Annotated in this window: 12 protein-coding genes; 3 read left to right on the top strand and 9 right to left on the bottom strand. The window is 28.2% G+C overall.

What is annotated here, in order from left to right; all coding sequences use genetic code 11:
* Window positions 1–114: 114 nt before the first annotated feature.
* The 5 genes from P161_RS0114015 to P161_RS0113995 all read right to left on the bottom strand — a co-directional run bounded on the left by P161_RS0114015 (window position 115) and on the right by P161_RS0113995 (window position 5171).
* On the bottom strand, window positions 115–1170 hold the full coding sequence (locus tag P161_RS0114015) for a nucleotidyltransferase domain-containing protein (RefSeq protein ID WP_026777558.1): 1056 nt from the start codon (window positions 1168–1170) through the stop codon (window positions 115–117).
* On the bottom strand, window positions 1148–1906 hold the full coding sequence (locus P161_RS0114010; RefSeq protein WP_026777557.1) for a nucleotidyltransferase domain-containing protein: 759 nt from the start codon (window positions 1904–1906) through the stop codon (window positions 1148–1150). The genes P161_RS0114015 and P161_RS0114010 overlap by 23 nt, the downstream gene beginning before the upstream one ends.
* Window positions 1907–1915: 9 nt before the next feature.
* Window positions 1916–2464, bottom strand: a complete 549-nt coding sequence (locus P161_RS0114005; protein WP_155810470.1) for a hypothetical protein — start codon at window positions 2462–2464, stop codon at window positions 1916–1918.
* A complete protein-coding gene (locus P161_RS18670; protein WP_231494749.1) occupies window positions 2451–3860 on the bottom strand; it encodes an RtcB family protein in 1410 nt (469 codons plus the stop codon). Before P161_RS18670 ends, P161_RS0114005 begins: the two co-directional genes overlap by 14 nt.
* 315 nt (window positions 3861–4175) lie before the next feature.
* Window positions 4176–5171, bottom strand: coding sequence for an IS110 family transposase (locus tag P161_RS0113995; protein ID WP_026775323.1), 996 nt, complete (start codon window positions 5169–5171; stop codon window positions 4176–4178).
* Window positions 5172–5709: 538 nt separating this feature from the next.
* Here P161_RS0113995 and P161_RS0113990 point away from each other — a divergent pair.
* Complete coding sequence (locus P161_RS0113990) at window positions 5710–6708, top strand: YafY family protein (RefSeq protein ID WP_026777555.1); 999 nt, start codon at window positions 5710–5712, stop codon at window positions 6706–6708.
* 25 nt (window positions 6709–6733) lie between these two features.
* The gene (locus P161_RS0113985) at window positions 6734–7354 is read left to right on the top strand and encodes a metallophosphatase domain-containing protein (protein WP_026777554.1); all 621 of its coding nucleotides are present in this window, start codon (window positions 6734–6736) and stop codon (window positions 7352–7354) included.
* Between the two features lie 114 nt (window positions 7355–7468).
* Here P161_RS0113985 and P161_RS0113980 read toward each other — a convergent pair whose 3' ends face one another.
* Entirely contained in the window at window positions 7469–8005 is a 537-nt protein-coding gene (locus P161_RS0113980) for a hypothetical protein (protein WP_026777553.1), read from the bottom strand.
* Between the two features lie 385 nt (window positions 8006–8390).
* On the opposite strand from P161_RS0113980, the gene P161_RS0113975 reads away from it, so the two are divergent.
* Window positions 8391–9041 (top strand): peptidoglycan-binding protein, encoded by a 651-nt coding sequence (locus P161_RS0113975; protein WP_026777552.1) that lies wholly within the window; start codon window positions 8391–8393, stop codon window positions 9039–9041.
* Between the two features lie 32 nt (window positions 9042–9073).
* Here the strand turns inward: P161_RS0113975 and P161_RS0113970 are convergent, their stop codons facing one another.
* The 3 genes from P161_RS0113970 to P161_RS0113960 form a co-directional block, all read right to left on the bottom strand.
* The gene (locus P161_RS0113970) at window positions 9074–11161 is read right to left on the bottom strand and encodes a VWA domain-containing protein (RefSeq protein WP_026777551.1); all 2088 of its coding nucleotides are present in this window, start codon (window positions 11159–11161) and stop codon (window positions 9074–9076) included.
* Between the two features lie 98 nt (window positions 11162–11259).
* The gene (locus P161_RS0113965) at window positions 11260–12354 is read right to left on the bottom strand and encodes an AMP-binding protein (RefSeq protein WP_026777550.1); all 1095 of its coding nucleotides are present in this window, start codon (window positions 12352–12354) and stop codon (window positions 11260–11262) included.
* A complete protein-coding gene (locus tag P161_RS0113960) occupies window positions 12341–13318 on the bottom strand; it encodes a CPBP family intramembrane glutamic endopeptidase (protein ID WP_026777549.1) in 978 nt (325 codons plus the stop codon). Before P161_RS0113960 ends, P161_RS0113965 begins: the two co-directional genes overlap by 14 nt.
* Window positions 13319–13320: the final 2 nt, after the last annotated feature.

Genomic DNA, 13320 nt, shown 5'->3' with positions numbered 1-13320 from the left:
ATTTTAGAAATGTAAAGATATTTATACTCTAATCACAAAATTATCTTTTTTGAATAATTTTTTAACTCTTTTGCAATGTTTTTGTGTTGATGAAATAAGTTTTTATATATCATTTTAAAATGAGTAAAACTTACTTCTCAAAGAAACTAACAACTCATTTACGACTCTTAAATCTGGCTTTTCTTGAAGATTAGATAATGCGTAAATAACATCTAATTGATTTTTAATAATTTCAGCTTTTTCAACTAAATCTTCATATTCAAATTCAGCATTTTTAATTAACAATAAAAAATCTCTGTCTTTTCTTTTTACATTAATTATACTCTCCTCTCCTATTTCCTTTGCCATATTTAGCAGTCTAAAAGTGTGCATCATATTTTTAGCATCGTAATTTTTATCATGAGAAATATTACTTTTATAACGTTCCCTATTTCTTTTCTCTACCCAAGACCAATACTCTTTGTACTTTTTACAATATGTTGAATAACCATCCTTATTAAAATAGAGCATTGCAATAGCCTGCTCAGTTTTATCAACCGAACTTAAACATACTTCATTGGCATTTTCTCTAGAAACACCTTGATAGTTTTCAGTTTCGCTATAAAACAGATTAAAACAATCTTTTATATGAGGTATCTTAACTAAACCACAAAAGGCACTTTTTAAATTATTTTCTGATAAAAAGTCAACTAATTTTATCGATTTTTTACCAGTTCTAATAAAACAAAAATCATCAACAGATTTTCTTTTTTTTTCAACAGGATTTGTTATTTTCTTGTTTAATCCTCGTGCTTTTTTAATTTGCGTAAACGCATAGTTTGCGAAAGTATCTTTGCATAATTTCGATAAGAAAATTTCTTCCTTTATTTCATCAAATAATGGATGTTTATACAAAACACATTCATCAGGCACATTAAGCATTTCTAAAATATTGGGATTGTTTTTAGCACATAATTCTATAAATTTTCGCAATTCATAATAAGCCTCATCATTTGTTTCGTTATTAATTTGACCAACATAATCTAACGAATAAAATTGTTCTTTTGGTAATATAAAAACGCCTCTAATATCTGTATCAGAATTAGGCGTAGCAAGACCATAAGCCTTGCTACCACTTATACATTCAAATATTATGCTTCCTGATTTTTTAAGTGCTGATATTGTTTTCATTTGTTAATATTTTATATAGAAAACTATTAATTTTATCTTTATTTGGTTTTCCTGATGGTAAAGTTTTTGCATATTTACAATTTTTAGCAATAATTTCTGAAACTAAATTTACAACTTTTTCATTCTTTGGATGCAAATAGCTTTCTCCATTTTCACTTTTAATTTTCATTAAGTTTCTAATTTCATTTTCTGAATTTTCATCAACTAAATGCAACATTTTTTCAAAAATTACTGGAGGTAAAGAATTGTTTTCTAAAATCCATTTTCCTGCAAAAGCAGTTCTTAAAGCATAAAATAAATCTTTTAACTTAACCTCTTCTTTATGTAATTTAGCTTCATACTTTTTGCTCATACTCAAATAATGAAACATCGATTTTATGGGCGAAAAACATTCCAAACCAATTGCTCTCATTTCATCAACCAAAACATCATTACCTTTATAAATTATTGGCGAAAACAAATGTTCTAAAGCTGGGATGTTCGATTTCATCATCAACTTTAATTGTTTTTTGATTTCCCAACCAACAGCATCAAAATCTCCATCCATAATATCTATGGAATCTTTTTTTTCTAATACTGACAAATACCATTCTAATGGTTTTGTGTATATAAAACGTACATCAAAATCTGAATCTGGTGAAGCAAAACCCCAAGCTCTACTTCCAGATTCGCAAGCAAAAAGGATGTTTACATTTTTGCTTTTTTCTATTACTTTTAGTTTGTTATTTATTTCCATTTCATTTTTTTATTTCCAGAATTCGTACCATTTAATTGCTGACTTATATTTTAAATTAAATCCATCATTTAATATGTTGTGTTTTTCTTTTATTGATGAGGCAACTTTAAAGTTCTTGATTAATTCTAAAGACAAATGTTTTACATCCTTTAAAATAATTTCCTCTTTTTCATATTTCATATATAGAAAACCTAATCTATCAGATAGAAGAAGAAAATCCCACATCAAGTTATATTCATCAATAGCAACACAAAATAAATCTAGAATTTTTTCAAACCAATCATAAATATCTTTGTTAGTTTCGGCATTAATTATTTTAGAACAATAAATATTCACTTTATATATAATTAAACTTTCTTTCGACAAAAAATCTTTTAAAATATCAAATAGTTTATTTTGATAATTTTCATCTCTATAATTAATACTTACCAAATCAAAAAGCAGTTTATTTTTAACCAAATCTTCGGTTTTTACTTTTTCATAAAGTATCATCTCAAAATCTTCTTTTGAGATGATATCTAACAAAAGTTCAATCGCTTTTTCTTTAATTTCTTCCATTATTCCTATTCCTTTTATCCTGTCTCCTCTTATTTTTCCAAGGGGCATTTTTTTGCCAATCTCCAGCCATAATACAACCATAAGGGATTACTTCATCAATAACTTCACCTAAACCAAATTCGTCCATTTGGTTTCTTACTGTTGCTGCATTTTTGTAAGCAGAAGGCAATTCTGTAATATCAATTTCTTTGGAGAAAAAACGGATATCTAAACCTTTGGTTTCTTCTCTAAAAATATCTTTTACTGTGCCTGTTTTGCTTTTCCTATGTTGCGTTCTACTCACATTTCTTCCTGCTCCATGAGGCGCAAAACCTAAATTATTTTCAGTAGTTTTTCCTTCCACAATTAAAACTGGTTCAGCCATATTTAACGGAATTAATCTTGGACCAGTAATATCTGGCATAAACTTGGCATCTAAAGGAGTTGCACCTTTTGCGTGGTAAAATAAATCACCATCTTTAAAAACGAAATTATGTTCGTTCCAAAATCTATTTTCTGGTTGCATTCCTATTGTATGCAAAGTTGCATCGTGCAAAACTTCGTGGTTTAACTTTGTCCATTTTCTAATAATTTGCAACGCTTCCCAATAGTTTTTTCCTTCTTCAGTTTCAAAAGGAATCCACGCATTTTGTTTTAAGGTTTCTGGTGAAATTTCCTTTCTAAATTTCTCGGCAACTTTCATTCCACTTGAATATAAATTCGCACCAAAACCTCTAGAACCATGATGAGTAATTAACATCGTATTTCCTGTATTTTTAGATGTGCCCACAAACAAAAAGTGGTTTCCATCTCCTTGCGTTCCTAAGTGACTTCTGGCAGCAGAAATACATTTTTGATTGTTCAAAAACGGACTCGCTTCAATTTCCGCCAATAAATCCATAGGAAAACGAAACTGTGTATTTCTATCTCTACCTCCAGGACCAAAATGTGTAATGGAATGTGCAGCATCTAAAACTTGTTTAGGATCTGCTTTTCCAAAATCGGTTAGCATCACAGAACAACAAATATCTGCAGAGTGCATGCCTGGATGAATGGCGTTTTTTGCAACTACAATTCCACCAACAGGAATTGTACCTGAAGAACCTGTAGGACAAGCATCTGGCATAATTGCGCCATTTACAATAGTTGGTGTTTTCATTAAAACTTCCATCGATTTTACAACCGAATTCACATTAATATCTTCCAACTCATTTTTAGCTTTTATATTGATTTTAAAATCAGCAGGATTTGTCAACAAGTCAATTTGCTCAACTTTAAATTGGGCTAAATAGTTTATCATTTCCTCTTTTGATAATTGATTTGTATTGATAAATTCAATCGCTTCCGGAAACCATTTTGCAGATTTAAAACCTAATTCAATAATCTCTTTTCCTGTGATGTTCATTTTATGTTCCATATTTATTGTTATAAATGTATCGATTTTATTTGGGTTGCTCCACAAACTCCTTGTTTTGTGGAGCGATTACTCTATAAGAATTCGCTATTCTTATAAATCTGATACAAAAATCTAACTTAATTACGCAATCTATTTGCGCAGTTAAAATTAAATGTTATTTTTATTGAAAATTTTTTAGGTTTAAAGCTGTTCTCGATACAAAATTTCTGAAAAAGAAATTTCACTCGAACTGACATTGTAAACGTCTAACTAAATTTTAAACATACAATTTGTCATTTCGTATTCTATGACTTTACCAAATATATTTTGATTTATTTACGCAGCATATTTTAATACATCTACATAAGGAGTTTGTCTTTTTATAGTAGCAAAAATTCGTGATAATAGTTTATTTCTTATGATGTTAATTGTGCTCATTTTATTTTTTCCTTGTTCGAGTCTTCTATGGTAAAATATTTTCATTTCTGGGTTATTTTGTATTGCTGATTTTGCACACATATCAAAGAGGCTTTTTATTTTTTTGTTAGCAAGATTACTCACTTTAGTTCTTCCTCTAATACTTGTTCCAGAGGTATTAGGGAAAGGTGCAATTCCACAATAAGAAGCAAACTTTCTCCAAGAAGCAAACTTTGTAAATCCGTTTGTTGTTACAATCATAAATAAAGCTGTCTGACTACCCACTCCTTTGATACTCACAATTAGTTTATATTGTTTTTTAAGTTGTTCATTAGCCTTAATTATTACGTTCATTTCAGCCTCAATATTCTTAATTTGTTTGGTAAAATATTTTATCATTTTCTCTTGGGTTTCTATAAGAAGTTGATTCTCTTTTCTAGTATAAATTCTTTTTTGTTCTTTAAGTGTTGCTTTATAACCAGCATTTTGTTTTACTAGCCTTTCTCTTAATGTTAATAAGCGTTTTAGTTGATGAATATTTTTTGATGGAAGTTTATAAGGTTTAATTTCATCTCTTAATCGATACCCATAAAGTGCTATTTTTGTGGCATCTACTTTATCATCTTTTCCTCTAGAAATACCAAGGGATTTCTTTATTTCTAAACCTGGAATTAGTGCAAAATAAAAGTTATTTATATCAAAAAATAATGAGATTTCTTCAGAATAAATACCTGTATGTTCTAAAACAAATAAAGTTTGCTCTTTAGAAATTGGGTTGTTTTTTTCGACCCATTTTACAAGTGCTTTAAATCCTTTTGAGTTGTTTTCAAATGATTGATAACACTGGTTACTGTGAATACGGACATCAAAAGTTAATTTGCTAATGTCAATACCAATAGTTTGTTTAATTTTCATAATTTTGTTTTGTGTTAGTAAAAGATGATTACGTTGACTAAAACCTTTAAAAGGGCGAAGCTGAAATTCTATTTGGTCCTTTGTAATCGGTAATAAAAGAATGGAGACTAATACGAAGTATAGATCTTATTAATCTGGACTTTTGACAAGTTCACTCCATTCTTTTTCATTAAAAAAGTAACAATTCTTTAGTGTTCTAAATATATGAATTAAATGCAATAATTATACTTTGCTAATCTAAAGGACTTTTTAGGAGAAATCACATAATCGTGCTAAATTTTGAGTGAGCTACTTTATGAGATTTCTCTTCCGAAATTTCGGAAGAGAAATGATAAAACTGTGTGTACAAAACTGGATGTAATCATCTCAATTAAAAAGTTTATTATTTTTATTGATAACTTTGATATTTAAACCTGTTCTCGATACAAAATTTCTGAAAAAGAAATTTCACTCGAACTGACAACTCGTTATAATTTTCGAACTTTTGCGTAAAACTTTGCGAACTTTGCGTCTAATTTATCAGCATAAACACAATAAAATGGCATCCAACAAAAACGCACTTATCAGATACAAAACCATTGATTATTGTTTACGCAACAACTTCAAAAAATGGACTTTAGATGATTTAATTGAAGCCTGCTCTGATGCTTTGTATGAATATGAAGGCAAAGACATAAATGTTAGTAAACGAACTATTCAGTTAGATATTCAATTAATGCGAAGTGATAAATTGGGTTACAATGCACCTATCGAAGTTTACGAAAAACGGTTTTATAAATATAGTGAACCCAATTTTAGCATCACAAATATTCCTGTAACAGACAATGATGTAAAAGTGATGAATGAAGCCATACAATTATTGCGTCAGTTTAAAGATTTCTCTTTATTTAAAGAGATGAATGGCGTTTTACAACGGTTGGAAGATTCTGTATATTCATCACAAAAAAACAAAAAATCAATTATTCATTTAGATAAAAATGAACAATTAAAAGGTTTGGAATTTATAGATCCTATTTATCAAGCAATTCAACAGAAAAAAGTAATTGTTATAAATTATCAATCTTTTAAAGCACATAAACCAAGTGATATGATTGTGCATCCACAGTTATTAAAGGAATTTAATAATCGGTGGTTTGTGTTGTGTTTAAATAAAAAAAGATTTTACACATTAGCTTTAGATAGAATTATTGCAATATCCAAAGAAAATAATATTGAGTATAAAGATGAAAATGTTGATGGAGATACTTATTATAAAGATGTAATTGGTGCAACAGTTTCTAATACTAGACCTCAAAGAATACAATTTTGGATAGAAAAAAAGAATGCACCTTATGTAATTACGAAACCATTTCATAAATCTCAAAGAGTCATAAAACATACAGAAGATGGTGTAATATTTAATATTTTTGTTCAAATAAATTTTGAACTTGAACGTAAAATTTTAGGTTTTGGCGAACTTATTGAAATTTTAAAACCAGAGAAATTTAGAAATCTAATTTTTGCAAAACTCCAGAAGGCAACTTCAAATTATCAATAAATAAGGTTAACTTTGCCATCTGCTTATGAAAATTGTTTTAATTTCTGATACACATACCAATCACAACTTTAGGATTCCTGAAGGCGATATATTAATTCACGCTGGCGATGTTTCTTCTAGAGGCACAAAAGCAGAAATTGATGTTTTTATAAAATGGTTTCAATCACATCCTCACAAACACAAAATTTTTATTGCTGGGAATCACGATTTTTATTTTGAAGATGCAGCTAAAAATAAAGAGAAACCTGAGTTCGAAAATCTTATTTATTTAAACGATTCTGGTTGCGAAATAAATGGTTTAAAATTTTGGGGATCTCCCATTCAGCCTACTTTTTTTGATTGGGCTTTTAATAGAGAAAGAGGTGCTGAAATAAAAAAACATTGGGATTTAATACCTACAGATACAGATATTTTAATCACACATGGACCACCATACAAAATTTTAGATTTAACAACAAAAGGAACATATTCTGGCTGTAAAGAACTAAAAAAGAAGGTTTTTGCAATTCAACCAAAATTGCATGTTTTTGGTCATATTCATGAAGGTTATGGCACAACTACTATTAATAAAACGCTTTTTATTAACGCTTCTTTATTAAATGAAAAGTATCAAAGTGCGCACATTCCTATTGTAATTGATTTATAAATTTGATAAAAAAAGACACGAATTTCACTAATCACCCAAATTATTAAGCGTTTTTTGGGAATAGATTTTATTAAAAAACTTCATTAAATTATAAAATTCATATTAAAACAAATTTTACTTCTTCTTTTTCTTTTGTTTTTTATCTTTTTTTATTGCTTCAACTTTCTTTTTCTTAGGCATTTTACCTTTAATTCTATCTTTTTCTTCTTTTACGCTTTCCATAAATTCAGCATTATATGTATGTTGTTTTGCCAATTTTAGAAATGCTAACGCTTTTTTATAGTCCTTTAATTGATCAAATAAAACAGCTTTTTTTAAATACAAAACAGCTTTGTCAGAACCTTTTATAGTTAATGCGAAATCGATAAACTCTTCTACTTCTTTATAGTCTTCATTCCATAAAAGTGTATTGATATATGGCACATACGCTTCAAAAGCATAAATATTTTCAGCTAATGCATCTTTAAAAAATTTAATTGCCTCTTCATATTTATACAATTTTTCGGCATACATTCTTCCCATTAAAGTTAATGCCATTGTATTTTTTTCGTCATAAGATAACGCATAATTTAATGCTTCCATGACTTCATCTAAATCGTAAGGATAATTTTCTAACGCTTTAAATAAATAATTGTTAATGTCTGATCCCATTCTTGTTCTCTGTTTTCTTTAAAAAGACTTCGCTTTTGTTTGCAAAGATATTATTATTCTTCTTGTCTTTTGAAATCATTTTTAAAATTGATATCATAATTGATGTTAATATTTCAATAAAAAGCGTCTAAAAAATGAATTTTAGACGCTTTTACTATTTTATAGAGTTTTAAATCTAAAATAACGACATCCATATTCGTAAAAAACGCCCGATTTTATATTGTTTGCTATTATTCATAGATTAATTTTTTTGTTTATTTTGCTCCTAAAGTACAAATATGCAAGAAATTATATTACTTTGCCTTAAATTTCATATTATCTTTATTTTCTAAAAGATTTTATACATTTGTTAAAAAAATTGACATCAATCTAACTCCCCAATAATATGAAACAAATCATCATTTTTTTACTGGTAATTATTGCTTTGGGTATTGGTTATGGAAAATATATGCAATACAAAAGGTATAATTCTACAGAAATTAAGTATCAAACTGATAAAAACATTGATGTTTCTTATCACAATCAAGAACTTTTAATGAATTATTATGAAGCTGTTGAGGCTTTAGATAGTTATATAATGTTGCAATGGTCTGCCAATGAAATTGATGTGAGAGTTCCAGAAGAAGACGATATTGAAACTAAAGTTGCTTTAGAAAACTACGCTAAAAAACTTGCTAAGGTTCATTATTATGAAGCTATTCTTGAAAACTCTACCAAACTAAAAGAAAAAGGCCTTGATAATAGCGAAGTAAAATTTCTTGAAAATCAAGGGATTGATTTAAAAACTTACAAAAGAAAATTAAAATACAGTAAAATTAAAAACCTTTTCAATTCGAACGTGAAACTTTATAATGGCGAAAAAAATGCGATTATTTTTGAAGTTCAAAAAGAACTGAATCGAAAAGGTGATAGTATTACTGTTGATGGTGTTTACAGGTTTGAAACTTTAAACGCGATTAAAGATTTTGAGCAAAAAAACAATCTTTTAGCTGATGGTTATTTAGATGATTTAACCTTGGAAATGATTTTTGAGTAAAAAAAGAACTGAATTACAATCCTTTTTAATAATTAAATACTTTTTACCAATCTTATAAATTCTGCTCTGTAACCATTTACATCTTCTCCTTTTCCATTTTTTGCCAATTCAATAATTGTCGAATTTTCAATTTTATTTATATATTGAGATTTTCTTAATTTCAACCCAAACAAAGCAACTGCTGTAGCAAATTTCATATCTTCAGAAGCATTTGTAATTTCATCATTCTGAATATGAATCATTTCAAAACTTTTATCTTCTGATGGTTTTTTATATCTAAATTTTACTGTAAATAATTCATTATTATTTGTTGATAATTTTGAATTATTCCCAGTGTATTTTAAATCAGGAACTACTTTCAAAAATTCATTTTCTGTTCCAGCTAAAATTATTTCGTATAAAGCTGTTACTTTATGACCTGCACCTAATTCTCCTGCATCAATTGAATCATCTATAAAATCTTCATCATTTAATAATCTGTTTTCATAACCAATTAATCTATATCCTTTTACTTTATTAGGATTAAACTCAACTTGAATTTTTACATCTTTAGCAATCGTGTGTAAAGTACCTCCAAATTCTTGTCCAAAAACTTTTTGAGCTTCTTGCATTGTATCAATATAAGCATGATTTCCATTTCCTTTATCGGCTAAAATTTCTAATTTAGAATCTTTATAATTGCCATAACCAAAACCTAAAACCGACAGAAAAACACCAGTTTCTCTTTTTTTAGCAATTAGTTTTTCCATTCTTTCATCACTTGAAGCCCCCACATTAAAATCGCCATCTGTTGCAAGAATTACTCTATTATTGCCATTCTTTTTAAAGTTTTTCTCTGCCAATTTATAGGCTAATTTTATTCCTTTTCCACCAGCTGTAGATCCTCCAGATTCTAAATTATTTAAAGCATTTAATATCTTTTCTTTTTGATTTCCAGAAGTTGGTTTTAAAACAACTCCAGCAGCTCCTGCATAAACAACAATGGCAACTTTATCTTCTTTTCTTAGCTGATTTACCAAAAGTTTAAAAGCCGATTTTAATAAAGGTAATTTATTTTGAGCACCCATAGATCCAGAAACATCAATTAAAAAAGTAAGGTTGGATGCTGGCAAATCTTCCTGCTCAAAAGTTTTACCCTGCAAACCAATTTTAACCAATTTTGTAGTTGTATTCCAAGGTGTTTCTACAAATTCTGTATTAATTGAAAAAGGATGTTCACCTTTAGGCTGTGGATATTGATAATCAAAATAATTGATCATTTCCTCGATTTTAACAGCATTAAATGGAACTTTTTCGCCATTATTTATCATTCTTCTTACATTGCTATAAGAGGCTTTATCAACGTCTATTGAAAAAGTAGATAAAGGAGAAAGTTGTACTCGTTTAAATTTATTCTCGTTAATTTGGGCATAAGATTCATCATTTTCTAAACTATAATTTCCTTTTTTTGTAGTGATGATAATGCAACCATTTGAAGCTCGATTTCCATATAAACTAGTTGCTTTATCATCTTTAAGAACATTTATTTTTTCTATGGAATTTTTATCTAAATCTTTAATAATTGAATTATAATTATTGTTGATAGGTACACCATCTACAACATATAAAGGTTCATTATTATTTGAAATTGATGAGTTTCCTCTAATTCTTATAGCTGAACTTATATATGGTTGATTCGTAATTTGAACTCCAGAAACTTTACCACTCAAAGATTGGCTAATGTTATAATTTCTTTTGTTTTTTTGACTTGCTTTTACTGATGAAACTGCTGAACTAGTTGTGTAATTTTTTGTTGATGTTCCATAACCTACAATTACAATTTCATCTAAAGTTTGTGCATCTTCAAGTAAAGTAACATTGATAATAGAAGATTTTCCAACAGTTTTATAAGCTGTTTTAAAACCTAAATAAGTGTAAACTAAAGTATCTCCTATTGATGCTTTAATTGAGTATTTACCATCAAAATCGGTTTGCACTCCATTTGTGGTTCCTTTTACTAAAACACTAACTCCTGGTAAAGGACCAAAAGTTTCGTAAACAATTCCTGTAATTGTTTTTTCTTGAGCTTGTACTATTGAAATCCCTAAAATTATCAATAGAAAAAATAATTTTTTATACATAACATTCGTTTTAAAGTTATTATAAAACTACTTCTTATATCAATTTTAAAAAACTAATAATGAGTAAACACTCCTTTTATAGCAGTGAACTTGCTTTTTTATTTAGGTAAGATTTTTGCCAACGTTTTTTTTCTTTGGATTTTTGCTGTTTTCGTTTCAACAAATTCATTTACAAAGTAAATTTCTTTAGGAATCTCAAATTTAGAAAGTTGTGCAGTTTCAAGATTTATTTCCTGTTGATTTCCTTCAACAATTAAAACCAATTTTTCGCCTATTTTTTCATTAGGAATACCAGCAACAAAAAAACGATTTGTAATGATTTTAGCTAATTTTTCTTCTATTTTTTCTGGATGCAATTTAATGCCACCAGAATTTATAACGTTGTCAAATCGTCCTAACCATTCAAATTGTGTATCTGAAATTAAGTTGACAACATCATTTGTAAAAATAATTTCATCAGAAACTTTTGGAGCAGCAATTACCAAACAGTTTCGTTCATCTTTATAAATTGTTACGTTTGGTAAAATAGTATAGAATTCGTCTTTGAGAACTTTTTTAAGTGAGGCAATCTCATTGTTTATAGAAGGTTTCTCTTTTATCGCTATAAAATTATTAAGTTTTTTAACTGCAATATGCGTTATGGTTTCTGTCATTCCATAGGTTGCAAAAACATCCGTAGAAATTTCTTGTAATTTTTCTTGCAATGAGTTAGAAACTACTCCTCCACCAACAATTATTTTTTTTATTAAATTAAGTTTTGAAAGCGAATTTTCTACTTGCAAAGGCACCATTGCAGAAAAATCGAATGTTTTATCAATAGTTACTAATGGATTTGAATTGGGTTCAACAACATCTAAATGCCAACCTAAAGTTAAGGCTCTTATCAACATTAATTTGCCTGCAATATAGGCAATTGGCAAACATAATAATGCTGTTGTATTTGCCTGTAAATCGAAATACAAACCTGTTGCTTTTGCCGAATTTATAACAAATTCTTTTTTAAGTGATATTGGTTTTGGTGCTCCTGTTGAGCCAGAAGTTTGCACAATAATATAATCATCTTTAGAAAACCAACTTTCTAAAAATTGATGAATTTCATCAGAAAAACCTTTTGTAAACGCTAACAATTCATCAACAGAAGTAAATGAATGGTTGTTTAATGTAAAGTTTTTATGAAATTTATTTTGTACCAAGTTCTTCTAAAATTCTATAGTTTTCTTCTAAATTAACTGGTTTTTCTATTTTTCCTGTCAATTTTTCTTTCCAATTTGTCCATTTGTATTTCTTGGAAAAAAAGAACAAAAGCAAAGGATATAAAATAACTACTGGAAAAAACATTTCGAAACTAACAGAAGGTTCTGAAGTATCAATATACAAAGCATCCGTTTGAAAAACCATCCAATCTGTAGTCACTAAAAACGCAGCAAACATATTATTGGCTGCATGTAAACCCAAAGCTAATTCTGTGCCTTCATCCATTAAAGTTGAAATTCCGTAGAAAAAACCTGTGCCAATATAAAAAACCATCATTACAGAACCCAGTTTTTGAACTTCTGGATTTGCACCATGCAACAAACCGAAACTTATGGAAGTTATTAAAAGTGGCAACCATCTATTTTTGGCTAAAATACCAATTCCTTGCATAAAATAACCTCTGAATAAAAGTTCTTCTAAACTGGTTTGCAAAGGCAAAATTAAAATGGAAATTGCGACTAATATAAAGAATGGTTTTGCATTAAAATTAAATGTATAAATTTCTGGTTCTAAATAAATACCAATAAATGAAAAGGCAACTGCTAAACTTCCCCAAGTTAAAAAACCTGTAAAAAAACGTTTCCAATCTATTTTTTTTCTGCTTGTAACTAAAGAGGTAATACTTCTTTTATGAATAAATTTAATACCAATCAATAAAAAAACAAGCCCAACAACAAAAGTGAATAACATTAAAAATAAAAATAAATTTTTGTTAATCCCTAAACTCATAAAATTATCTGCACCAGCTGCCACAAAAGATTCCAAACCATCTGCATGCATAAATGCTACAAATAATAAAGGAATTGCTCCTAAAATTTGCCAACCAAAAAACACCAATAAAATAGTAATTAACCAGTAATACCATTTGTACTGCCCTTTATAGGCTTGTTGTATATAATTCATGT

This window comes from Polaribacter sp. Hel_I_88 (genome assembly GCF_000687935.1).
Lineage (GTDB): Bacteria > Bacteroidota > Bacteroidia > Flavobacteriales > Flavobacteriaceae > Polaribacter.
This window is presented reverse-complemented; position numbering and strand designations above follow the sequence as displayed.